Raw genomic sequence first — 23,764 nt, forward strand, 5'->3', positions numbered from 1 at the left:
ATGATTAAGTTACTAGCTCCTTTAGTCTATTCTTGAACCTTCATTTTTATTAGTCACCTTCTCAAAAGTTTCTTCAACTTGTTCCAATACATTGATAACACTTTCAACTCCGCTGGTAAAATTCTGGTTTAATGTGTCAAATGTAGTACGCATATTATGCACTGCTTTAGACGGGTTTTTGATTAGATACTTTGATCTTGACCTCATTGTTGATAATTTATACCTCGTATACGCTCTAGTCTCTCTATCATACAAAGTAGTTAATCCTCCCACAACAGCTCCAGCTAAAATTCCTAAAACTAATTTACGTTTTCCCATCGACATTCTCTCCTTTATGAAATAGTATGTTTTTCTATTAAATAGTTCAGTAAATTACTGCATCCCTCAGAAACCAGCTTGTAAGTGTACATAAAATCGCCCGTATAATAGGGATCCGGTATATTCACCTCTTCGGGTTCGCTAACAAAATCCATGAGCTTTGCAATAACAACAGCTCCATCTTCTTTTCGAATACCATGAAGGTCTGTAATATTTTGATCATCCATTGCAATAATATAATCAAAATCATCCCAATCGCTTTTCTTCACTTGTCGTGCTGCTAAGCCCTCGCAGGATATCCTTTCTTTATCCAATAAGTCCCTGGTTCCCTGATGTGGCTTCTTACCAGTATGCCACCCACCAGTCCCCCCTGAATCCACTTGAATTTCAGTTGATAAATTCTCTTTCTCCACTATATCACGAAATACTGCCTCAGCCATTGGTGAACGACATATATTACCTAGACAAACAAACAACACACGAATCATAGTTAATCACCTGCTTTCATATATTATAAGCAACTTGGCGGGTCCTAAGCAAAGTTTTACTCGTGAAAGATAAATCAAGTTAAATTTAGGTTTTACGTCCTATTTATATCAGTTAGAACATAGAATGGTATAGGCACAGGAATTCTATGCTCTTTAGTAGTAAAATCTACCATTGATTTTATGAGTTAGCAAATAATTATAATGAAATATTTTAAAAAATGCTTGACTTTTCGTTGGATTTTTCGGAATATTTAATATAGATACAAACTAAATTATAAAGGAGGAACAAGAAGATGAACGATATCATTGATGCGATTGGTGCTTTTGTCTGGGGTCCCCCCACACTAATCCTTATTGTCGGAACGGGAATTTACTTAACGATCCGCTTGGGCTTTCTGCAATTTCGCATGCTCCCGTATGCTTTAAAGCTTGCATTCAGTCCAGCAAGACAAGACAAGAAATCCAAAGGCGACATTAGTCACTACCAGGCATTAACCACTGCTATGGCAGCCACCATTGGAACTGGTAATATAGTTGGTGTAGCAACTGCAGTCGTATTAGGTGGGCCGGGAGCCGTATTTTGGATGTGGCTTTCTGCATTATTCGGAATGGCCACAAAATATGCCGAAGCAATTTTAGCTGTTAAGTATCGAGTTGTAAACAGCAAAGGTGAAATGTCCGGCGGCCCGATGTACTACCTGGAAAAAGGACTGAAAGCGAAATGGCTGGGTGTTTTGTTCGCCATATTCGGGGCAAGCGCTGCATTCGGTATAGGTAATATGGTTCAATCCAATTCTGTTTCGGATGCATTACAACGGTCATTTAATGTTCCAAGCTGGTTAACTGGTATCATACTTACTATTTTAGTTGGTTTAGTCATTCTTGGAGGCATTAAAAGTATCGGGCGTGTTACAGCACTTTTCGTGCCGGTTATGGCCGCCTTTTATGTTCTCGGCGGACTGATCATTATGATTATGAACTTTGATCTCGTACCTGCCGCGGTTGGTTTAATATTTTCCGACGCGTTTACTGGAAGTGCACTTGGTGGTGGTGTACTAGGTACTGTAATCAGGTATGGTGTAGCTCGTGGGGTATTTTCCAACGAAGCCGGTTTAGGTTCAGCACCAATTGCTGCCGCCGCTGCCAGAACTGATTACCCTGGTCGTCAAGCACTTGTTTCAATGACTCAAGTATTTATAGACACCATCGTTGTTTGTTCCATTACTGGTATTACCATTGTAATGGCAAATATGTACACGGATGGTTTGTCTGGTGGGGATTTAACAGCAGCTTCATTCACTGCGTTTTTAGGTGACACTGGTGGTATGATAGTAACGGTTGGAATCGTTCTATTTGCATTCTCAACATTAGTTGGTTGGTCTTATTATGGAGAGAAATGCTTCGGTTACTTGTTTAGTGATAAAGCAGTACCATATTATCGTGTTGTATTCGTTGCCATGGTTTTCTACGGCGCGGTTGAGCAGCTTGATGTTGTATGGGGTATCTCCGATATCATGAACGCTCTAATGGCAGCACCTAACTTAATTGGTTTATTAGGTCTATCAGGAGTAGTAGTGTATGAAACGAAGAAATTCTTAAAGGTAGCAAAGGAAGAAAAAGAACAAGAAAAAGCAGAAAGAGCTAGCAGGGCATCATAAATGAGAAGTTTGGCCGGAAGTGTTTCGGTCAAACTTCTCTGTTCTTTAAGTTGATGCGATGGGCTCGATGCACGTCGCATCGTTATTTTTTGCCGAATTTACATAGATTGGAACATTATAAGCATTAAACTTTTCATCTGTAAGGGATTGCAGGAATTGATGTGCTTCTATCGGCTGCTGATTCTGCGGCTTAATCCACTCATCTTCCTTATCTTTAGGAAGAATAATAGGCATTCGATGATGAATATCGCGCATAAATTCATTTGCATCTTTCGTCAGTACCGTACATGTAAAAAGCTCATGTTCCTGTTGTTCCCACTTATCCCACAGACCAGCAAAAGCAAATAATTTCCTGTTAGATAATTGTATTCGCTTCGGTTGTTTTCCCTGCTCTGTTTTTTTCCATTCATAAAAACTGTCAGCTATAATTAAACATCTTTTCCGAGCCATTAATTTTTTGAAGCTTGGTTTTTCATGCGCCGTTTCACTTCTGGCATTGATCATTTTATAACCTATCTTTTCATCCTTTGCCCACGAAGGGACAAGCCCCCAACGCAAATATCCAGCCCGCTTCTGCTTTCCATCATGAATAACGGCTAACACATTCTGCCCAGGTGCAATGTTATAGCTAGTCTGATAGCTATCAATATGCTGCTGCAGATCGAATTCCTTTATTATTTCTAATTCATCTGCAAGCAATGTATACCTTCCACACATAAATTCACTCTCCCTGCGTTTAGAATATACTCAGATCCCATTGTTTAGCGATATGTCTTAATAATTTAATTCCTGCAATACTATTTCCTTTATCATCTAATGCCGGGCCGAATACTCCTATTCCACATCCATCAATGAAAGGTAGTTCTTCTTCACGTACGCGTGGTGGGGAAACCGCAATAATTCCACCAGACACACCACTTTTTGCCGGAACCCCGACATATGCTGCAAATTTACCAGATGCATCATACATCCCGCACGTCAGCATTAATGCTTTTGCCAGTCGAGCAACCTGCCGGGGAATGAGTTCATCTCTGGAATTGGGGTCCTCTCCGTCATTAGCAAGAATCATACCTATCTTTGCCAAATCTTCAACCGTAACTTCAATAGAACATTGTTTGAAATATGTCTCTAATGTAATATTAAGATCTGATTCTAAATAGCCTGTTTCTAATAGATAGTAGCCAATTGCACGGTTTCGCATAGAAGAATCTCTTTCTGACTCATACACATCAACATTTAATGCAGGCCGGTAACCGAGCATTTTCTCTAACAGTTCAAATAATGGCTCCAATTTTTCATCCGATGTTTTGCCATCTAAAATCGAACACACTGTTATAGCCCCTGCGTTAATAAAAGGGTTGAAAGGTTTCTTCAGCTGCCTCATTTCCAAATGCATAATGGAGTTGAATGCTTCTCCTGTAGGTTCCACATCAACGCGATCCAGCATATACGAGACACCTCTCTCCATACATCCTACAATGAAGCTGAGTACTTTAGATATACTTTGTATTGTAAATGGAACATCTACATCTCCAGAATTGATTGTCATCCCGTTATTGCCTAAAATCGTTATTCCTAAATGATCCTGATTTGCTTCTTTCAGAATTGGGATATACGATGCTACTTCCCCTTCTGATGTCTGCTTACGATAGAACGACACCCAGTCATCAACATAGTTTTGTAACCAATCTTCCGTAATTTCAGTATTCCAATTAGCTGCACCTTGAACCATACCGTCACCTCACTACTATAGTATGCGTATGTTTTTATAATTTCGATAATTGATCAATCGTTGCCCATTATTCCCTTCTCGAATACAGGCCACTGTAATTTGTTTTGTATATAATCAAAATAAAGGATACACGGTTAAGTAGCAACTATTAAGGTAAAGGAATAAGGAAATAAGTTCTTTCTATGTAAAAAGAGACTAGCCCAAAAGGCTAATCTCTCTACCATTGTTCTGTTCTATTTTCCAATAAATTGTTGTGTCCAGTGGTTTCCTTGCTCAACAAACCCTACTCCAATGTGGGTAAAGTTACCATTTAAGATGTTTGCGCGGTGACCATCACTGTTCATCCATGCATTTACGACTTCTGTTGGAGTTCGTTGACCCTTGGCAATGTTCTCACCAGCAGTGCGGTAAGAAACGCCGAATTTTTGCATCATATCAAATGGTGAACCGTAAGTTGGACTATTATGTGCAAAGTAGTTATTTGCTGCCATATCACGTGATTTTTCACGTGCCACTTTACTCAGTTCTGTATCAATTTTCAGTGCGCTTAACCCTTGCTTTGCTCTTTCCTGGTTTGTTAACTCGACAACCTCTTGTTCAAACTGATTTAATTGTTCTGATTGACCCTGATTTTGGTTTGGTTCTTGTGGTACAGGTTGTTGCTGTACTGGTGCTTCTGGTTGCTTAGCCGGTTGTTCTTCTTTTACTGGCTCTTCTTCTTTTTGTTCCGGTTGTTCTTCTTTAGCTGGCTCTTCTTCTTTTTGTTTCGGTTGTTCTTCTTTTACTGGTTTTTCTTCTTTTTGTTTCGGTTGTTCTTCTTTAGCTGGTTTTTCTTCTTTTTGTTTCGGTTGTTCTTCTTTAGCTGGTTTTTCTTCTTTTTGTTTCGGTTGTTCTTCTTTAGCTGGTTTTTCTTCTTTTTGTTTCGGTTGTTTTTCTTTTACTGGTTTTTCTTCTTTTTGTTTCGGTTGTTCTTCTTTAGCTGGTTTTTCTTCTTTTTGTTTCGGTTGTTCTTCTTTTTGCTCTATCTTATTGGCATGATTGAAGTTTTTCCATTCCATGTTGAATTTGCTTAGAAGATTGTTTATATCTAGTGAAATAGTACTCCAATACCCATTTAGTGAATACAAGATATTATATGATAAGCTCTGTGGCTGATCTTTTGCAGATGCATCTACAGACGTTTGAAAAGCTCCTCCAAATAATAATGTAAAGGATAACGCCATAATTATACTTATTTTCTTTAACATGCTATTGCACTCTCCTTTTGGTTTGTTTTTGCATATTTATCATAGCATGTCTTTTTTGTAATAATTATGGCAGGGTTTCCCATGATAGATTAGCAGGTTCTAATTTCTTCAACCAATGTCCTAAGCCTTATTATGTTTGATGTTTAATAAAACCTTAAAACGGGTAATTAGGAAAAAGTTAATCACCACGGAATATATTTCTATTAATCTTCTATTGACATCGTTATAAATCACACTGAAATATTACAATGCGCGCTAATTTGTAAAGAAACTGTTACTTAATTTCTGCTGGAGTAATGTTTTACTTTATAAAGAAACCCTTGTCGTAATAAGTCTATTACCATAATGTGTCTCTTGTATATCTACCCCCAGAAATTATAATTAGTACTAGTAATACTATAATGAAACTAGTCATCATTGGAGGATCATAAATTATGTTATCTACTGCAGAAATTGGAATCGATTTAGGAACTGCAAATATTCTTATATATTCAAAATCAAAAGGTATCGTTCTAAATGAACCATCAGTTGTAGCAATTGATGTAAATACAAAACAGGTAGTAGCGGTGGGTTCTGAAGCAAAGGAAATGGTCGGAAAAACACCACAGAATATTATCCCTATACGTCCATTAAGGGATGGTGTAATAGCTGACTATGATGTAACTGCACAAATGCTTAAAGAATTTTTGAAAAAGGTTAGTAAAAAAATGGGTATGTCTTTAAGAAAGCCTACGGTTGTCGTTTGTACCCCTTCTGGAAGCACCTCGGTTGAAAGACGTGCTATCCATAATGCTGTTACAAGTTACGGTGCTAAGCAAGTCCACTTAATTGAAGAACCTGTGGCAGCTGCTATTGGGGCAGACTTACCAGTTGATGAGCCTGTAGCAAACGTAATTGTGGATGTCGGTGGAGGAACTTCAGAAGTTGGGATTATATCATTTGGCGGTGTCGTTTCATGTAATTCCGTTCGCATCGGTGGAGATAAAATGGATGAAGAGATTATCCATTATGTTCGTAAACATTACAATATCTTAATAGGTGAGCGAACCTCTGAAAATGTCAAAATGGAAATAGGATATGCACATCCTAACCATAAAGAAGAGACGATGGAAATACGCGGTAGAGATATGGTGACTGGTTTACCTAAGACAATTACTGTTACCTCTACTGAAATATTCTCTGCATTAAAGGAATCTTTGGAACAAATATTAGAAACGATCCGTTCTACTTTGGAAAGCTGCCCACCTGAGTTAAGTGGGGATATTGTTGACCACGGTATTGTGTTAACTGGTGGAGGCTCCCTGTTAAATGGAATGAAGGAATGGCTTGCCAATGAAATTGATGTTCCCGTACATCTTGCTCCAAACCCCTTGGAATCTGTAGCAATCGGTACTGGAAGAGCACTTAAAATGATCGACAAACTACAAAAAGCAACGAAGTAGCCCAGTACTTTTTAAAGCTCATGTATCTTTCGATGCATGAGCTTGTTTAATTGGTAAGGCTAACAGAGTTGCTGATTTAAAATAGTTTTACTTTTTTAGAAAGAAAACGTTTACAAATTATTCGGAATACAATACAATGTAAAGTAACGAATCATGTTTCAGAATGGACTCCCATTTATAACACATGATCCTCTTATGAATAAATTATACTGCCTAATCTGTTTACAGAACCAATTCCAGGTCTGTTCCAACAGATAAAAGCCAGTTCAATTTTAATTACAGTTACCTGTAATTAATTTGAATTGGTTTTTTTATTTCTCATATACATACAGAAAGGAGTGAAAAAATGTCTGGTGCATTGGCCAATATTCGTGTTCTGGATTTGACCAGAGTTCTTGCAGGACCATATTGCACGATGATCCTAGGTGATCTTGGCGCAGAAGTTATTAAAGTGGAAGCGCCAGGGGGAAGTGATGAGACACGTAAATGGGGACCCCCTTTTCAGAATGATGTAAGTGCCTATTATCTTTGTGCAAATCGAAATAAGAAGAGTATTACAGTAGATTTAAAGTCAGACGAAGGCATTTCTGTTATTAAAGAACTAGTCAAAGAAAGTGACGTTATTATAAATAACTTCAAGTCTGGTACCATGCAGCGGTTTGGGCTCGATTACGAAACATTAGCTGAACTTAATTCGAGGATAGTGTACTGTTCAATCACAGGTTTTGGCGAAACTGGTCCCAACAAAGACATGCCTGGATATGATTTCATCATTCAGGCAATGAGTGGGCTGATGAGTATAACAGGCGACGAAGAATCAGGTCCTCAGAAGCTTGGTGTGGCAATAACTGATATCCTAACTGGATTATACGCTTGTATTGGTATACAAGGTGCATTACTTGAAAGAACCGTATCCGGAAAAGGTCAGAAATTAGACATTTCCTTATATGACACTGCTGTAAGTTCCCTGGTAAATATCGGAAGCAATTACTTAATGTCCGGAAAAATACCAACAGCGCTTGGGAATAATCATGCTAACATTGTACCTTATCAAACTTTCCAGACTTTAGATGGAGAAATGGTTATTGCAGTAGGCAATGACCATCAGTTTAGTGCATTGTGCTCCATCCTGGGTAAGCCTGAATATGGTGTGGATGAAAGGTTTCGGACTAATCCCGACCGAGTAGAGTACAGAGAGATTTTGGTCCCATTATTACAAGATATCTTTTCTACAGAACCAACAGCTTACTGGCAAATTAAATGCCATGAGAACAATATTCCTTGTGGGCCGATCCAAAATATTGAAGAAGTGGCAAACGACCCACAACTTCATGCCAGGGATATGTTCATCGATTACGAGCATCCCACTGCTGGAGCCATCAAAATGATTGGAAGTCCTTTAAAACTATCACGAACACCAGTCACAGTTAAGCATCACCCACCTGATGCAGGTGAGCATAATGAAGACATACTAACCCAATTAGGGAAAAAAAATAATTTTAGGAGATGATCGTATGAATTTTGAATTTACAGAGGAACAACAAATGCTGCGCAACACTGTCAGAGGATTTACAGATAAAGAAATCATGCCACATATTGCCCAGTGGGACCGGGAAGGCAAATTTGACCCTGCTCTCCTAACTAAACTTGCTGAGCTTGGATTGATGGGTGTATGTATCCCAGAGGAGTATGGTGGCAGTGGCATGGACTACAATTCACTCGCTATTGTTTGTGAGGAATTAGAGCGCGGCGATACTACATTCCGTACAGCTGTATCCGTACACACTGGTTTAAACAGCATGACATTACTACAATGGGGTAACGAAGAGCAAAAACAAAAATACCTCACACCTCAAGCAAAGGGTGAAAAAATCGGTGCTTTTGGTCTTACCGAACCTGCTGCTGGATCCGATGTGTCGGCATTAGAATCCACAGCAGTAAGAGATGGTGATTTTTACATTTTAAACGGACAGAAAACATGGATTTCTCTATGCGATACAGCAGATCACTTTTTAGTATTTGCATATACAACGAGTCGTTCTGAAAAGCACAAAGGAATTTCCGCCTTTATTGTCGAGCGTACATGGGAAGGCTTTTCTTCAAAAGCAACAAAGGGAAAATTAGGAATCCGTGCTGGTAATACAGGAGAGATTTTCTTTGATAATGTAAAAGTTCCTAAAGAAAACCTGCTTGGAGAAGAAGGCGAAGGGTTTAAGATCGCTATGGCTGCTTTAGATAATGGCAGATTCACAGTGGCAGCTGGTGCAGTTGGCCAGATAATGGCTTGTCTGGAAGCTAGTGTAAAATACTGTCACGAGAGAAAAACCTTCGGCAAAGAAATCGGACAGCATCAACTTGTACAGCAAATGATTGCAAATATGGAAGCTGGTCTACAAATGAGCAGACTTCTCGTTTACCGTGCCGGCGAACTAAAGAATCAAGGAAAACGTAATACAAGAGAAACTTCCTTGGCTAAATGGCAGGCATGTGATTTCGCTAATAAATCTGCTGATGACGCAGTACAAATTCATGGGGCTTACGGCTTCTCAGATGAGTACCCAGTAGAACGTTACCTGCGTAATTCCAAGGCACCTGTTATTTATGAAGGAACTCGTGAGATCCATACGGTTATGCAAGCAGAATACGTATTAGGCTACCGAAATGATAAACAATTAAATAAAATGCTTCCAGCGTGGGGTAATACAGAACTAGTAAAATAGCAAATAACCTGCAATTGAGATTGATAGATAGTTCTTAGGTGCGATATGCTTATCAGAAGGAGGTTTTTACATGAGTTATGATAAACTGACAAGCAGTATTTTTATCGATGGTACATGGCGCGAAGTTAATAGTGAAAAAACAGAAACAATTTATAATCCCGCAACACTGAAAGCAATCACAGAAGTGTCATATGGTGGTGCACAAGAGACAGAAGAAGCTATTCAGGCTGCTTCAACTGCTTTTCCTGTTTGGAGTGAAATGACAGGCCGGAAACGCTCCCGCATTTTATACAAAGCTTCCCAGCTGATATCTGAAGAAGCTGGCCGCTTAGGTAAGATTCTTACTGAAGAACAAGGAAAGCCTTTAAATGAATCTATTGGTGAAGTCAAAGGAGCTGCCAGCTTTTTATTATGGTATGCAGAAGAAGCAAGCAGAGGCTATGGGGAATGGATCCCATCGTCGGTAAAATCCAAACGGTTGCTCGTAATTCCAAAGCCAGTGGGAGTTGTTGGTGCAATTACCCCATGGAATTTCCCTGCCTCGATGATTACCAGAAAGCTCGGTCCTGCCCTGGCTGCCGGTTGCACAGTCGTATTAAAGCCGGCTCCTGAAACACCCCTTTCAGCAATCGAGCTTGTAAAGATTTTTGAACGGGCCGGAATGCCTCAGGGTGTTATTAACCTTGTAACTGGTGACGCAAAAGCGATTGGTAATGCCATGCTAACAAGTAAAGAAGTTAGACTGCTTACCTTTACGGGATCTACGGCAGTTGGCAAATATTTAATGAGGGAAAGTGCTGACCATATAAAGAAACTATCTCTCGAGTTGGGCGGGCATGCCCCTAGTATTGTTTTTGAAGATGCTGATCTTGATAAAGCTGCTTCCCTCGTATTAGGAAGTAAGTTTAGAAACAACGGTCAGACATGTATTTGTACGAATCGCTTATATGTCCATGAATCAGTTGCTGAGCAGTTTACCTCGATGCTGAAGGAAAAAGTTGAGAAGCTTAAGATCGGATATGGCCTGGAAGAAGGGATCGAGCTCGGTCCTCTAATCAATGAGAGAGCTCTCGAAAAAGTCCACGCTCATCTCGAGGATGCAGTTAGTAAAGGTGCCCAGGTTGTCTGTGGAGGTGAAAAATGGGATGATGCATTAGAAGGTCATTTTTATAAACCTACCGTCTTATCAGCTATTACCGATGATATGTTAATTATGAATGAGGAGACATTTGGTCCCATAATACCTGTGCAAACATTTACAGACGAGGATGAAGCTCTTAGGAAAGCAAACAATACAGACTATGGCTTAGCTGCTTATATTTTCACGGAAAATACGAGTCGTGCTATTCGCGCCTCTGAAAAACTGGATTACGGCATTGTCGGTGTAAATGACGTGTTTCCTGCTGCTCCAGAAGCGCCATTTGGCGGTATTAAGCAATCCGGGATCGGTAAAGAAGGCGGCCATCACGGAATGGATGAATTTCTAGAGAGAAAATTTATTTCGATTGGAATTGAATAAGCAAAAATGTCCCATCCATTTATGGATGGGACATTTTTAATTGTCTTCTTTTATATAACTTTCATATTGCTTGTACAGATCTTTTAATGCAGAAGCAAGTGCGTTACCTGCTTTACCTAAGTAATGTTTTTTAACCTCTTCTACCGGTTTCTCAATGCCATCCTGCAAACTGTGACCTCTCAATAAATGCTGTACAAACTCTCTGCCGTGATCGGTTGCTAACGTACAATTGGCCGTTACAATAACACTGTATTTTTTATCAATTTCAGCAGTAATTGTCAGTGTTTCGTAAATGCTCTTAGCAGCCATACCTGACGGAAGTCTGGCATGCCCCGCAATAAATACTGTATTCATTCTGTCCAAATCCCTTCCACTAATTACGGTATCCTAGCTTTCTGGATATCTGCTGCGCAGTTTTTTCGGTTTTACTCTTGATCCTCTGAAGACTTTTGCCTTTAAAATGACTGGACAGACCACTTACTGCCAATGAGGCAATCACCTGATTCTGGTGATCATGGATTGGGTAGGAAATCCCGGTAGTATCGGCATCCTGTTCACCGACACTATATGCATAACCTTCTTCTCTAATTGTTTCCAGTTCCTTTAGTAAACGCTCTTTCTTCACGGCTTTATTATTATTAAAAGGAACCAGTGGACCACTAAGTATTTGCTTCTGTTTTTCTTTTGGAAGAAAGGCTAATAGCATTTTGGGTCCAGATCCTATATACAATGGAGAGCTTTTCCCAATTCTAGTGTATAGTCGAAGGGCTCGCGTACTTTCCACTTTTTCAATATAAGTAGCCATGTCATGATTAACTATAACTAGATGAATTACTTCATTAATCTCATCAGCCAACTGCTCCATATAAGGCAAAGCTATCCCTCTTAACTCTAACTGATCTGAAACTATTTGTCCTAACTCAAGTAATTTCAGCCCTAATCTGTACCTGCTGTCATGTTCATTTTCTTTCGTTTTATATAAGAAACCATTCGATTCCAAGGTACTTAGTAAACGATACGCAGTAGGCTTAGGTATATTAGATCGACTAGATATTTCTTTTAATGTGAGCTCGCGATCTTCGAACGTAAATAAATCCAGTAACTTTAACGCTTTACTAACACTCTGATTCATACTAATAACTCCTTAAGTGAACCATCATTAAATGGAAAGTAGCGGAATTTTTCGCTGGTTGTTACTAACTCTTATAAGGGTCAATTACTCCACCCGCATTGAAGTTTTTGATGAGGTATCCTTGGTCATTTTTTCAAAAAACTCCCCCTACTCTAAAAGTAGAGGGGGGATACAGGTTATATACGTACACCTGATTTCTCAACATTTTCTGTCTCTATAATGTTCACTCCACGCTTTGCCATTTCATCCATGTATGTTTTACCAGGAACGATCTTCTCTGGCGGATATACACCTTTTTTAGAGATAGTTCCATTACCAATCATCTGAGCTACTGCGGAAATTGTATTGGCTGTAGCACGTGCCATTGCCGTTACCTGTGTTTCTCTATCTTTATATGTTGTCATCTCATAGTCGTAGGTTGCTGGAAGTCCATCCTTTTCCCCGGCAACACTTACTCGTAATAAAACAGCATCGTCTTTTTCCCCAAGCTCAACGATGGGATCCAGCACTTTAAGTAGAACTTCACGTGGATTAATCTTCTGATTATTTACTTCCACCTCATAATCCATTCTAGTCAGATTCAAGTCAACAAGCAACCTGAACTTCTCTGCATGCCCCGGATAGCGAATTGTTTTGTATTCTAGTGTTTCTAAATCTGGATAAGAAAGTGATAATGTCGATGTCCCGCCAGATGTATGAAACGCTTCTAATGGCCCAAATTTCTCGAAGTGAATACGTTCAACTTCTGTTAAGGAAGCTATTTCCTGTTTTATTCCATTTCGAATGATTAAAGAAGGATCTGTGTAATGGTCCAATACACCTTCCATTGAAAATACATGATTATACTCAAGTGGAGGCTCTGGTTTCACTGGGATACCGCCAACATATAACTTAATTGACTTCAGTTTATCCAATTTTCCAGCACCATGTCCTGATAAAATGTTAATCATCCCCGGCGCAACCCCAAGATCAGGAATTAATGTAACGCCTGCAGCCTTTGCATCTTCCTGCATTGCCAATACTTTATCTGTCATATGACCAATATGCCCACCAAGATCGATGGAACTCACACCGACTTGAATTGCAATTTTAGCCACGATTTCATTAAAGGAATAAAATAACGCATTAATAATAACATCGAATTGACGCATATAATTTGCCAGGTCCTGCTCATCACTAGCATTCACCTGATAGGCTGTTAGTTTAGTTGAATTCAATTGATCACATACTTTCTGTGCGCGATCAATATCGATATCTGCTAAACCGACAGCAGTCACTCCTTCACTTACAACTAAATCACGTGCCGCCTCTTTACCCATTAAGCCTGAACCCAAAACACCTATCTTCATATAATCACTCCCTGTACAGATTAGTAATACACTATCTATAGTGATAACCTCAGTGAACAGCATGAAGCTGATCACTGAGGTTTCTACAATCTATTTATCCAAAACATCTTTCATGTAAGAAACTTAATCTACGTCTATTTGAGCACGTTGAAGTTTACCACTGTAATCTACGTAAATAGCTTTCCACTCTGTAAACACATCTAGCGCTTGAACACCAGAGTCACGATGTCCATTCCCAGTACCTTTTGTTCCACCAAACGGCAAATGAATTTCAGCACCTGTCGTGCCAGCGTTTACATAAACAATACCTGTATCCAAATCACGTTGGGCTTTGAAAACACGATTAACATCATTTGTGAATATGGAACTTGAAAGTCCGTATGCCACACCATTATTAACTTCGATTGCTTCTTCAAAACTCTTAACAGGAATTAACGATACAACTGGACCGAAAATTTCTTCCTGTGCAATTCGCATATCGGCAGCTGCGTCTGTAAACAAAGTTGGAGCAAAGTAGTTTCCATTCGCATGGTCATTTTCAGTTAGTGCATAGCCACCAGCTACTAACTTAGCTCCCTCATTTTTACCAATTTCAATGTAACTATTAATTTTTTCCATTCCGGCTTTATTAATAATTGGACCAACTTTTATCGATTCATCAAGCCCGTTACCAATAGATAGTTTTTCCATTGATGCTAGCAAACGCTCTTCTAATGTTTCTTTTACACTTTCATGAACAATCACACGGCTGCATGCTGTACAACGTTGTCCACTCGTTCCAAAGGCGCTCCATAGAATACCTTCAACAGCTAAATCAATATCTGCATCATCCATAACGATTACCGCGTTTTTTCCTCCCATTTCCAGAGAAACTTTTTTCAGTTGTTTGCCGCACTCCCCTGCAATGTTTCGCCCCGTATCGTTTGAGCCTGTAAACGAGATTACTCGTATATCATCATGATGAACCATAGCATCACCAACTGTAGACCCTGCGCCAAATACAACATTTATTACCCCATCTGGCAGCCCTGCTTCTTTAAATATCTTTGCCAGTTCATATGCCATAATCGGTGTTTCGGTAGCAGGCTTCCATATAACTGCATTCCCTGAAACAATTGCAGGAAATGACTTCCATGTAGCAATTGCAATCGGGAAATTCCATGGCGTAATGATACCAACTACACCTACTGGAGTACGCTGACTCATAGCAAATTTGTCCTTCAGTTCAGCCGGTGTCGTTTGCCCAAATAACCGGCGGCCTTCACCAGCCATATAAAACGCCATATCAATTCCTTCTTGCACTTCACCGCGTGCTTCTTCAATGACTTTCCCATTTTCCATAGTTAATAATTGTGATAGTCTCTCTTTGCGTTCCTTCATAATATAGCCAACCTGATAAAGCACTTCAGCACGCTGGGGAGCTGGCACTAATGCCCACTCTTTTTGAGCTTTTTTGGCTGCTGCCACTGCTTCATCTACACTTCCGGCACTCGACAATGGAACTTGAACTATCTCTTCTCCTGTTGCCGGGTTAATAACGGCTGTAGATTCGCTCACTTCAACCCATTTTCCATTAATGTAGTTTGCTAGCTTTTTAGTTTCTAATGATACTGCTGTCATGAAAAAACCTCCTAAAAATAGTTAAAACCTTATTTCATCGATCGTTCACGTATTAGTGTGATCGTTGATGAACCAGAAATTTATTCCTTCTGTTTACCTGACCTAAAAAATACAGCCATTGGCGTAGAATCCTGATAAGCAGTATGTACACCAATTAATAAATTAGTTTCTTCTACAACTTGTGTAGATAAAACGATACCTGATTTGTTTCAAATGATACTTTTGCATAGCCCTAACCATAAACGCAGCTCCACTTTCATGCCCCGCTGATATTACCTGAATGAAGACTCATCATATAAAACACTGAGAACTGATAGATAGCTTTCTCCCAGCACACACAAAGTTCTTTTGACATAGATTCCTTCTTCATACACGGTCATCTTACATGTCTTTTCCATGGCGGGATTTACGTCCATGATTTGGTCATCTCCTTTAAATTAAGCTTCTTTAACCGATGGATAACTTCATCCAATCTTTCTGTTGTAACAGATAATGATATTCGAATATAGCCTTCACCATTTGCACCAAATGCAATTCCTGGTGTCACTATTATTCCTGCATCATTCAATAGTAAAGCAGCAAATTCCGCAGAACGAATACCTTCAGGAACCTTTGCCCAAAGGAATATGGTTCCTTTTGGCTTTTCAGCATAAATGCCTATTTCCTTTAATGCACCATGCATTTTTTCCATCCGTTCTTTGTAGATTGCATTATTTGCTGCTACTGTGGAGAAGTCACTTCTTAAAGCAGCAGCAGCCGCTTTTTGGATAGGGAGAAATTGAGATGTATCAATATTGCTTTTTAATGTCGCCAATGCTTTAATTATTTCTTTATTGCCGACAATATAGCCCATTCTCCAACCTGTCATATTAAAACTTTTGGACAATGACCCGAATTCTACTGCATACTCTTTTGCGTTTGGCGCCTGCAATACACTTGGAGCTTTGTACTTGTCGAAAGTCACAAGATCATAAGCTGCATCATTAGCAAGCATAATATTGTTTTCTTTTGCAAATGTAATCGCTTCCAAAAATGCAGTTAAGTTAACTGTTGCTGCAGTTGGATTGCTCGGATAATTTATAAACATCAGTTTTGCCTGTTGCACATCTCTTTCTGACAGCTTCCCATAAAGTGGTACAAAACCATTATCCCTATCCAAGGGCAATGATACGCTTTCACCCCCAGCTATATGGACTGCGGTTCGATAAACAGGATAACCTGGATCTGGCACCAATACAGTATCACCAGGATTAACCACAGCTTGAATAAGATTGGCAATGCCTTCTTTTGAACCTATAAGCGCTAACACTTCTGTATCTGGGTCTAAATCCACTTCATAGTGCTTTTTATAAAAATAGCTTACCGCCTCTTTAAATTCAGCACACCCGCTATACGTAGAATAACGATGATTTTCCGGCTTCTTAGCTTCCTCCACCAGCTTATTATAAATAAATTCTGGGGCAGGCAAGTCCGGAGCTCCGATACCCAGATCGATTACATCTACTCCTTCAGCTTCCAATTGCTTTTTCTTTCTTTGAAATTCTGAAAATAAATACGGTGGCATGTTTTTCACTTTGTCAGAAACAAAAGACATTTTTATCCCCTTCCGCATTTCACTCTGCGAAATGCCATTTCATATAACTACCACTAGTATAAAACAGAATTACAAAATTTACAATATACTGAATCAGAATTTTGTGATTTTTATTTTGCAATTTGTTTATCTTCTACTGCATCCATTGTACGAGGCTTTCTCAATAATCCAAAGAAAACAGCCAAACCAATGATTACCATAGCCAATCCAAGCCACACGCTACCTGAAATTCCGAGTACAATATAGCCCACACCTGCAATCACAGCTGCAACAATAGCATATGGTATTTGGGTTGTTACATGATCAATGTGGTGACAGCTCGCACCTGTGGATGAAAGAATCGTCGTATCAGAAATTGGTGAACAATGATCGCCAAACACTGCACCAGCAAGCACTGCTGCCATCATAGGCAATATAAGTGAAACATCAGTTGCCACTGCAATCTGACCAGCAATCGGCAGAAGAATTCCAAATGATCCCCACGATGTACCAGTTGAAAAAGCGATAAAACCCGCCATAATAAAGACGATGACTGGTAAAAGTGCCAAGCTGAGATTCGAAGACTCTACAACTCCTGCCAAATAAGTTCCTGTTCCCAGTCCATCAATTAACGTTACAATCGTCCATGCGAAAATTAATATAGTAAATCCAGGGAGCATTGACTTCATCCCCTCACGCAAGCCTAAAATGAAATGTGACCCTGTAAGCTTTCCACCTGTAATATGACGATAAAACAAGAGGAACGTAATCACTAAGCCTATAATACCACCATATAATAGAGCTTCCGATACATCAGCATTACCAAATATATTCATCAACGTACGCTCTTCACCATCCAGAGATCCAAGTCCATTTAAGTACATTGCTCCTATTGTTGCTATGAAAAGAACAGCAATAGGGATGAGAAGATCACTAATTCTGCTCGACGCACTGCTTGGTAATTTTGATGCTGTATCAATTTGCTCTTTATTGTCAGGATTTAATAGCTCTCCTGTTGTAATAGCACGCTGTTCATGTACTTTCATCGGACCGAAATCCACTTGCCTTAATGCAATGACAAGTACAACCCCTAATGCAGCCCACACATAGTAATTCATTGGTATAATCTGAATAAATGCACCAAATGCTGCATACTCTGTAATTCCCTGTGTTACAAAGACGGTTCCGATAATCCCTATAATATAAGCACCCCAGCTGGAAATTGGAGCAATGACACAAATTGGTGCTGAGGTAGAATCAACAATATATGCAAGCTTTGCACGGGATATGCGATGTTTATCGGTTACAGGCTTTGCAACTTGACCAACTGTTAAACTGTTAAAGTAGTCATCAACAAACACAATAATCCCTAGAATCATTGTCATGATTTGCGCCCCAGCCCGGGTTTTCACTCGTTGTATCATCCATTCAGCAAATGCCCTTGTCCCCCCCATCATACTTACAAAGGCTGTTAAAACTCCCAGCATTAATATGAATAATAAGATATAAACATTCCATGTATTTAACGCTCCATCATCAATAAATACGCCAATAAATGACTCCCACACTAATTTCAAAGACTCCATCACATTAAAGCTGCCAATGAAGAAAGCAGCAGCAACAATACCTACTCCCAGCGAAAGTAAAACACGCTTTGTTAATAAAACCATAATAATTGCTAATATGGGCGGGACTAGTGACCAAATCGTATTCTCCATCCAGAAACCTCCTTTAATTTTTAAATCTTTTCTAATTCTTATTTTATTAACCTCTCTACCCTCCTCAAATTGTAAGTGCTTACATTTATGGTTATTTTTATTATTCTATTCCACTGTAGATAATACCTCTTTTTACAGTAATTTTTTACTCTATTCTTTAAATATGTAAATTTCATCGCTATTTTTTGTTAAGATAAAAGTATGTGAAAATAATTGGATTGGAAATACCGTTACTCGCCAACCAAAATAGTTGGGACTGCACCTTTGGTTCACCCCACCGAAAAGTAATGTTGTTTTTGACACAGAATCTATATAAGACGAAGTAATGAAAATTCTCTTTCATGACACTCTTTCTGATGATGGTTGAGTGCTTGGATTCGCTTCGGCAGAATACTTCGCTTTCCATGGGCACGGCCTCAGCCTTCTCAGAAGCAAAGAACGCTTCTTCCGGGGTCTTCGGACACGTGCTGTTCCTATAGGATAAGGAATGTTCAGTGAAATTTCCTCGCACGAAGAAAATTGTTTTATATTTTCGAGGAGTCTGCGTATTCTGCCTCCGCTGATAGAGGTTTCCTAAACTTTTAGCTGCGGGAATGCAACATTCCTCAAAATACATCCGCATTTTCTTCGTGTAATTAAATATTGTCGAGCTTTACTGTGAGGTCTTAGTCAGGGACTGGGATTAATCGTCCCACCAAAAATCTTTGGGGCTGTACCTTTGGTTCGCCCCACCGAAAAGCTTTGTTGCTTTCCGCAAGAGTCGTCTGTCCACAGCGAAATTTATAAAGCATTAAGTGAATTTTTTATAACATTGCACAATGCTTAGCGGAGGAAAAACACGAAGACTCCTGCGGGAGGAAAGGCATCGGTGAGACCCCACAGTGCGATAGCACGAGGAGGCTCACCAGCCGCCCGCGGAAAGCGAAGTGTATTTCCGTAGCGAAGTTAAGTCAGTAACTAGTTACTTCGTCTTTTATATCAACTACGACAAATAGCAATGAAACCTGCGAAAAATACCAACTAATTAAAAGAGGTGCTTTATATGTTTACCGAGAAAGGCTATGCAACTCACTTAGACAGGGAAGATGATTTAAAAAGCTTCCGCAACGAGTTTTACATTTCAGCAGATACAATTTATTTTGATGGAAATTCATTGGGACTATTATCAAAACGAGCAGAAGCTTCCATTCAAACCTTAGTTGAATCGTGGAAAAATTACGCAATAGATGGATGGACAGAAGGCAATCACCCCTGGTTCTATTTATCTGAAGAACTGGGAAAATTGTCTGCCGATCTTATTGGGACTTCTCCAGAAGAAATTATTATTACAGGCTCAACCACTACTAATCTTCACCAGTTAACAGCGAGTTTTTATAAACCCGAGGGAAAAAGGACTAAAATACTGGCAGATGAACTGAATTTCCCTTCTGATATCTATGCTCTAAAAAGTCAATTGCAACTAAAGGGATATGAGGCTCAAGATCATCTCATTCAGGTTAAAAGTGAAGACGGAAATACACTTGATACACAGACAATCATCGATTTCATGGCAGAGGATGTTGCTTTAATTGTCCTGCCAGCTGTCCTCTACCGCAGTGGTCAAATACTGGATATGAAAACATTAACAGACGAAGCACATAAGCGCGGAATCCTGATTGGGTTCGACTTATGTCACTCCATCGGATCTGTTCCACATGAGTTATCAGATTGGGGAGTGGACTTTGCATTCTGGTGCACTTATAAGCATTTAAATGGTGGGCCGGGCAGTGTGGGCGGATTGTACGTAAATCAGAAGCATTTTGGAAATGAGCCCGGGCTTGCTGGTTGGTTCAGTTCGGATAAAGGAAAACAATTTGATATGGAACATGAGTTAACTGCAGCTCCTCATGCAGGTGCGTATCAGATTGGTACCCCCCATGTCTTAAGTGCTGCCCCTTTACTAGGTTCCCTGGAAATGTTCCAGGAAGCAGGGATTCAGAACATACGCAAAAAATCACTGCAGTTAACGAATTATTTATTGGAATTGATTGAAGCTGAATTAAAAGAATTCAAGTTTAAAGTTGCTAACCCCTGTGATGAGATTACCCGTGGAGGTCATATATTTCTTGAACATCCGGAAGCTGCCCGTATTTGTAAAGCGTTAAAAGCAGATGGAGTTATACCGGATTTCCGTAATCCAAATGGGATCCGGCTTGCTCCTGTGGCATTGTACAATACATTTGAAGAAGTATGGGAGATGGTCCGGATCTTAAAACGAATTATGACTGAAGAGCGTTATAAAAAATATGAAAACAAGCGAGGTGTAATTGCATAATGACGAACTGGATTGATATTTCGCAGCCATTAACAAATGATATGGCCACCTGGCCAGGTGACACACCTTTCTCTTACTCGTTAACATACACAAAAGAACAGACTGGGTCTGTTAATATAGGACAAATAACTGCCAGCTTACATACTGGCACACATGTCGATGCACCCTTCCATTATGACACTGATGGAGAAACTATTGACGAGTTGGATCTTAACCGTTATATCGGAAAAGCAACAGTCATTGATGTAAGTCATGTAGAAGAAATTACCGCCGAAGTCTTACAGGAATTTGAACTAAAGAGTGTAAGCCGTCTATTATTACGTACGTCCTTACCAAATAATCCGAAACGATTCCCTAGTGAAATGCCAGTGCTTGATCCTGGAGTTGCCCCGTATCTACAACGCAAAGGTGTTACATTAATTGGTGTTGATATGCCTTCCGTGGACACTCCAGACAGTAAAACACTTGAAACACATCATGCTTTATATAATCATGGGATTAACATCTTAGAAAATATTATGCTGGATGCTATTAAACCAGGTATCTATGAATTAATTGCCTTACCACTAGCTATTCACGGGGCTGATGGCAGTCCCGTACGCGCAGTATTACGCCCACTTACCGAAAAGGAGAGTCTCTAATGAGTGATAGTTATTCGAATGATACATTTAAATCTGAAAAAGGTATTCATACCGACTTCACTGAAAAAATGACCTATGGAGAATATTTGCAGCTGGATACGCTGTTGTCCAGTCAAAAAAGGTTATCAGATCATCATGATGAGATGTTATTTATTGTTATTCACCAAGTGAGTGAACTATGGCTAAAGCTGATTATTCATGAAACACAGGCCGCAGTGCGTGCCATTCAACGCGGAGAGCTGCAATCCTCCTTTAAAATGCTGGCACGTGTTTCTAAAATACAATCTCAAATAATTCAAGCCTGGGATGTTCTCTCCACATTAACACCAGCAGAATATATGGAGTTTCGCGATAAGCTGGGAAATGCATCTGGATTCCAATCTTATCAATACCGCCTGGTTGAATTTGTTCTTGGATATAAAACACCTTTTATCTTGAAAATTTACAAAAAAGACCCGGAGCTGCACGCCATCCTTGAAAAGGCATATCATGGACCAGGACTTTATGATGTTGCCATTCAAGCGCTTGCTGATAATGGTTTTCCTATTAATAAAGCTATTTTGTCCCGCGACTTTTCAAAAACATATGAAAAGGATCCAACTGTAGAGCAAGCTTGGCTGGAAGTATACAAAGATGTGGACGCCTACTGGGATTTATATCAATTAGGAGAAAAGCTCGTCGATATAGAAGATTGGTTTCAGCAATGGCGATTCAGGCATATGAAAACAGTAGAGCGCATCATTGGCCACAAGACTGGTACAGGAGGTTCCTCTGGGGTAGGCTATCTGAAAAAAGTATTGGAACATTATTTCTTCCCCGAGCTATGGGATATACGCACCAAGCTATAATTATTGACTTATTAACTGATACTAAATTGAATTTGTCCAACGAAGAAGCATCTAAAGCAGAAAGGAAGACATTAAATGCGTAATAAAACAGATCAGTGGTCAAGTAAACTTGGCTTTATCCTTTCATCCGCAGGAGCCGCAATCGGTCTCGGAGCAATATGGAAATTTCCTTACATGACAGGTATGAATGGTGGCGGGGCATTTTTCCTGTTATTTATCGCCTTTACAATCCTGATTGGTCTTCCTATTTTAATCGCAGAATTCATTATTGGAAGAGGCGCACAAAAGGAAGCGATCAGTGCCTATAAAACACTTGCTCCAAAAAGTGGCTGGTCCATTATCGGCATCTGGGGGGCAATAGGCTCATTTCTCCTCCTATCTTTCTATAGTGTTGTAGGTGGATGGGTACTTATTTACAGCCTCCTCTCCATTCCAGGAATGATTATAAAGGATAATGCCGACTATGCTGAGCTATTTGCAACAGTTACCGGGAACCCTTTTGTTACAATTGCAGGACTTGCCATATTTTTAATTATTAATATCATTGTTATTTCATTTGGTATTAAAAACGGCATTGAAAAATCAAGTAAAGTATTAATGCCATTATTATTACTATTTTTTATTATTCTTGTTGTTCGCGCCGTAACTTTTGAGGGCGCCATGGAAGGAATTCTTTTCTTTCTTCAGCCTGACTTTACACAGCTGACCGGAGAAAGTGTCTTATATGCCCTTGGTCAATCGTTCTTCTCCCTGGCAGTCGGTTTTTCTGTCATGGTTACCTATAGTTCCTATTTAACTAAAGATGTAAGTCTTCCTATGTCAGCAGGATCCGTTTCGATTATGAATATCGTTGTTTCTCTATTGGCAGGATTAGCTATTTTCCCAGTAGTATTTGCTTTCGGGCTTGAACCAGCAGAGGGACCGGGATTACTATTCATTGTATTGCCTGAGGCATTCGCGCAAATGCCGTTTGGCGAATTGTTCTTAAGCTTATTTTTGCTACTGTTTTTATTTGCTATTCTGACTTCATCCTTTAGCATGCTGGAAATCATAACATCTGCTTTCACTGAAAAGAAAGAGCGCTCCCGTACAAAGGTTGCATGGATTGCAGGACTTGTTATATTTATTGCCGGTATTCCAGCCTCCTTGTCATCAAGCAACTTGGCAGAGTTTAAAATTTTCGGTTTAACAGTATTTGATGCAACCGATTTTCTAGTGAGTAACATTATGCTCCCCGGAGGTTGTTTATTAATCGCATTATTTATCGGTTTTAAAATGGATAAAACATTAATGAAAAGGGAATTTTCCTATAGCAATAGTCTGAGCTCAACGATGTACACCGTATGGTTTCAGTTAATGCGCTGGGTAGTACCTTTGACAATTATTATCGTTTTCTTAGGGTCACTTGGTCTTATTTAGGGAAATGTATGAAAAAGCTAATTAAA

At 39.5% G+C, this 23,764-nt stretch carries 20 protein-coding genes; 9 read left to right on the top strand and 11 right to left on the bottom strand.

Annotated elements, in window-relative coordinates:
• Positions 1 to 21: 21 nt before the first annotated feature.
• On the bottom strand, positions 22 to 318 hold the full coding sequence (locus QGM71_RS11720) for a YtxH domain-containing protein (RefSeq protein ID WP_327607741.1): 297 nt from the start codon (positions 316 to 318) through the stop codon (positions 22 to 24).
• Between the two features lie 14 nt (positions 319 to 332).
• Positions 333 to 806 (bottom strand): low molecular weight protein-tyrosine-phosphatase, encoded by a 474-nt coding sequence (locus QGM71_RS11725; protein WP_327607742.1) that lies wholly within the window; start codon positions 804 to 806, stop codon positions 333 to 335.
• A gap of 293 nt (positions 807 to 1,099) precedes the next feature.
• Between QGM71_RS11725 and QGM71_RS11730 the strand changes: the two genes are divergently transcribed.
• Positions 1,100 to 2,464, top strand: a complete 1,365-nt coding sequence (locus QGM71_RS11730) for an alanine/glycine:cation symporter family protein (protein ID WP_327607743.1) — start codon at positions 1,100 to 1,102, stop codon at positions 2,462 to 2,464.
• 45 nt (positions 2,465 to 2,509) lie between these two features.
• Here the strand turns inward: QGM71_RS11730 and QGM71_RS11735 are convergent, their stop codons facing one another.
• The 3 genes from QGM71_RS11735 to QGM71_RS21920 form a co-directional block, all read right to left on the bottom strand.
• Positions 2,510 to 3,181 carry an SOS response-associated peptidase gene (locus QGM71_RS11735; RefSeq protein WP_327607744.1) on the bottom strand — a complete coding sequence of 224 codons (672 nt, stop codon included), beginning with the start codon at positions 3,179 to 3,181 and terminating at the stop codon, positions 2,510 to 2,512.
• A 19-nt stretch (positions 3,182 to 3,200) separates the two neighbouring features.
• The gene (locus QGM71_RS11740) at positions 3,201 to 4,196 is read right to left on the bottom strand and encodes a glutaminase (RefSeq protein WP_327607745.1); all 996 of its coding nucleotides are present in this window, start codon (positions 4,194 to 4,196) and stop codon (positions 3,201 to 3,203) included.
• Positions 4,197 to 4,429: 233 nt separating this feature from the next.
• Positions 4,430 to 5,254 (bottom strand): CAP domain-containing protein, encoded by an 825-nt coding sequence (locus QGM71_RS21920; protein ID WP_456119842.1) that lies wholly within the window; start codon positions 5,252 to 5,254, stop codon positions 4,430 to 4,432.
• 623 nt (positions 5,255 to 5,877) lie between these two features.
• Here QGM71_RS21920 and mreBH point away from each other — a divergent pair.
• The 4 genes from mreBH to QGM71_RS11765 all read left to right on the top strand — a co-directional run bounded on the left by mreBH (position 5,878) and on the right by QGM71_RS11765 (position 11,124).
• Positions 5,878 to 6,885, top strand: coding sequence for a rod-share determining protein MreBH (mreBH, locus tag QGM71_RS11750; RefSeq protein ID WP_327607747.1), 1,008 nt, complete (start codon positions 5,878 to 5,880; stop codon positions 6,883 to 6,885).
• 346 nt (positions 6,886 to 7,231) lie between these two features.
• The gene (locus QGM71_RS11755; RefSeq protein WP_327607748.1) at positions 7,232 to 8,395 is read left to right on the top strand and encodes a CaiB/BaiF CoA transferase family protein; all 1,164 of its coding nucleotides are present in this window, start codon (positions 7,232 to 7,234) and stop codon (positions 8,393 to 8,395) included.
• Between the two features lie 4 nt (positions 8,396 to 8,399).
• Positions 8,400 to 9,605, top strand: a complete 1,206-nt coding sequence (locus QGM71_RS11760; protein ID WP_327607749.1) for an acyl-CoA dehydrogenase family protein — start codon at positions 8,400 to 8,402, stop codon at positions 9,603 to 9,605.
• 70 nt (positions 9,606 to 9,675) lie between these two features.
• Complete coding sequence (locus QGM71_RS11765) at positions 9,676 to 11,124, top strand: NAD-dependent succinate-semialdehyde dehydrogenase (protein WP_327607750.1); 1,449 nt, start codon at positions 9,676 to 9,678, stop codon at positions 11,122 to 11,124.
• 36 nt (positions 11,125 to 11,160) lie between these two features.
• Here QGM71_RS11765 and QGM71_RS11770 read toward each other — a convergent pair whose 3' ends face one another.
• The 6 genes from QGM71_RS11770 to QGM71_RS11795 all read right to left on the bottom strand — a co-directional run bounded on the left by QGM71_RS11770 (position 11,161) and on the right by QGM71_RS11795 (position 18,516).
• Positions 11,161 to 11,478, bottom strand: a complete 318-nt coding sequence (locus QGM71_RS11770; protein ID WP_327607751.1) for a DUF3870 domain-containing protein — start codon at positions 11,476 to 11,478, stop codon at positions 11,161 to 11,163.
• Positions 11,479 to 11,497: 19 nt separating this feature from the next.
• Complete coding sequence (locus tag QGM71_RS11775; protein ID WP_327607752.1) at positions 11,498 to 12,256, bottom strand: IclR family transcriptional regulator; 759 nt, start codon at positions 12,254 to 12,256, stop codon at positions 11,498 to 11,500.
• Positions 12,257 to 12,432: 176 nt separating this feature from the next.
• A complete protein-coding gene (locus QGM71_RS11780; RefSeq protein ID WP_327607753.1) occupies positions 12,433 to 13,605 on the bottom strand; it encodes a saccharopine dehydrogenase family protein in 1,173 nt (390 codons plus the stop codon).
• A 123-nt stretch (positions 13,606 to 13,728) separates the two neighbouring features.
• On the bottom strand, positions 13,729 to 15,225 hold the full coding sequence (locus tag QGM71_RS11785; RefSeq protein WP_327607754.1) for an aldehyde dehydrogenase family protein: 1,497 nt from the start codon (positions 15,223 to 15,225) through the stop codon (positions 13,729 to 13,731).
• 406 nt (positions 15,226 to 15,631) lie between these two features.
• Complete coding sequence (locus QGM71_RS11790; protein ID WP_327607755.1) at positions 15,632 to 16,819, bottom strand: aminotransferase class I/II-fold pyridoxal phosphate-dependent enzyme; 1,188 nt, start codon at positions 16,817 to 16,819, stop codon at positions 15,632 to 15,634.
• A gap of 110 nt (positions 16,820 to 16,929) precedes the next feature.
• Positions 16,930 to 18,516: a Na+/H+ antiporter NhaC family protein gene (locus QGM71_RS11795; protein WP_327607756.1), complete on the bottom strand. Its 1,587-nt coding sequence runs from the start codon at positions 18,514 to 18,516 to the stop codon at positions 16,930 to 16,932.
• Between the two features lie 1,042 nt (positions 18,517 to 19,558).
• Here QGM71_RS11795 and kynU point away from each other — a divergent pair.
• The 4 genes from kynU (at position 19,559) to QGM71_RS11815 (ending at position 23,738) form a co-directional block, all read left to right on the top strand.
• Positions 19,559 to 20,830: a kynureninase gene (gene kynU / locus QGM71_RS11800; protein ID WP_327607757.1), complete on the top strand. Its 1,272-nt coding sequence runs from the start codon at positions 19,559 to 19,561 to the stop codon at positions 20,828 to 20,830.
• Complete coding sequence (kynB, locus tag QGM71_RS11805) at positions 20,830 to 21,471, top strand: arylformamidase (protein WP_327607758.1); 642 nt, start codon at positions 20,830 to 20,832, stop codon at positions 21,469 to 21,471. The genes kynU and kynB overlap by 1 nt, the downstream gene beginning before the upstream one ends.
• The gene (kynA, locus tag QGM71_RS11810; RefSeq protein WP_327607759.1) at positions 21,471 to 22,319 is read left to right on the top strand and encodes a tryptophan 2,3-dioxygenase; all 849 of its coding nucleotides are present in this window, start codon (positions 21,471 to 21,473) and stop codon (positions 22,317 to 22,319) included. The genes kynB and kynA overlap by 1 nt, the downstream gene beginning before the upstream one ends.
• A 75-nt stretch (positions 22,320 to 22,394) precedes the next feature.
• A complete protein-coding gene (locus tag QGM71_RS11815) occupies positions 22,395 to 23,738 on the top strand; it encodes a sodium-dependent transporter (RefSeq protein ID WP_327607760.1) in 1,344 nt (447 codons plus the stop codon).
• The last annotated feature ends 26 nt before the right edge of the window (positions 23,739 to 23,764 follow it).

Origin of the sequence: Virgibacillus tibetensis (assembly GCF_036026595.1) — a bacterium.
In the GTDB taxonomy this organism is placed as follows: Bacteria; Bacillota; Bacilli; order Bacillales; family Amphibacillaceae; genus Virgibacillus_P; species Virgibacillus_P tibetensis.

Bases quoted from the DNA above. Each gene is read 5' to 3' on its own strand.
- mreBH (WP_327607747.1), top strand. From the start codon at position 5,878: ATGTTATCTACTGCAGAAATTGGAATCGATTTAGGAACTGCAAATATT.
- QGM71_RS11735 (WP_327607744.1), bottom strand. From the start codon at position 3,181: ATGTGTGGAAGGTATACATTGCTTGCAGATGAATTAGAAATAATAAAG.
- QGM71_RS11790 (WP_327607755.1), bottom strand. From the start codon at position 16,819: ATGTCTTTTGTTTCTGACAAAGTGAAAAACATGCCACCGTATTTATTT.
- QGM71_RS11815 (WP_327607760.1), top strand. From the start codon at position 22,395: ATGCGTAATAAAACAGATCAGTGGTCAAGTAAACTTGGCTTTATCCTT.
- QGM71_RS11730 (WP_327607743.1), top strand. From the start codon at position 1,100: ATGAACGATATCATTGATGCGATTGGTGCTTTTGTCTGGGGTCCCCCC.
- QGM71_RS21920 (WP_456119842.1), bottom strand. From the start codon at position 5,254: ATGGAATGGAAAAACTTCAATCATGCCAATAAGATAGAGCAAAAAGAA.
- kynA (WP_327607759.1), top strand. From the start codon at position 21,471: ATGAGTGATAGTTATTCGAATGATACATTTAAATCTGAAAAAGGTATT.
- QGM71_RS11765 (WP_327607750.1), top strand. From the start codon at position 9,676: ATGAGTTATGATAAACTGACAAGCAGTATTTTTATCGATGGTACATGG.
- QGM71_RS11770 (WP_327607751.1), bottom strand. From the start codon at position 11,478: ATGAATACAGTATTTATTGCGGGGCATGCCAGACTTCCGTCAGGTATG.
- QGM71_RS11775 (WP_327607752.1), bottom strand. From the start codon at position 12,256: ATGAATCAGAGTGTTAGTAAAGCGTTAAAGTTACTGGATTTATTTACG.
- kynU (WP_327607757.1), top strand. From the start codon at position 19,559: ATGTTTACCGAGAAAGGCTATGCAACTCACTTAGACAGGGAAGATGAT.
- QGM71_RS11795 (WP_327607756.1), bottom strand. From the start codon at position 18,516: ATGGAGAATACGATTTGGTCACTAGTCCCGCCCATATTAGCAATTATT.
- QGM71_RS11760 (WP_327607749.1), top strand. From the start codon at position 8,400: ATGAATTTTGAATTTACAGAGGAACAACAAATGCTGCGCAACACTGTC.
- QGM71_RS11780 (WP_327607753.1), bottom strand. From the start codon at position 13,605: ATGAAGATAGGTGTTTTGGGTTCAGGCTTAATGGGTAAAGAGGCGGCA.
- QGM71_RS11755 (WP_327607748.1), top strand. From the start codon at position 7,232: ATGTCTGGTGCATTGGCCAATATTCGTGTTCTGGATTTGACCAGAGTT.
- QGM71_RS11785 (WP_327607754.1), bottom strand. From the start codon at position 15,225: ATGACAGCAGTATCATTAGAAACTAAAAAGCTAGCAAACTACATTAAT.
- QGM71_RS11725 (WP_327607742.1), bottom strand. From the start codon at position 806: ATGATTCGTGTGTTGTTTGTTTGTCTAGGTAATATATGTCGTTCACCA.
- QGM71_RS11740 (WP_327607745.1), bottom strand. From the start codon at position 4,196: ATGGTTCAAGGTGCAGCTAATTGGAATACTGAAATTACGGAAGATTGG.
- QGM71_RS11720 (WP_327607741.1), bottom strand. From the start codon at position 318: ATGGGAAAACGTAAATTAGTTTTAGGAATTTTAGCTGGAGCTGTTGTG.
- kynB (WP_327607758.1), top strand. From the start codon at position 20,830: ATGACGAACTGGATTGATATTTCGCAGCCATTAACAAATGATATGGCC.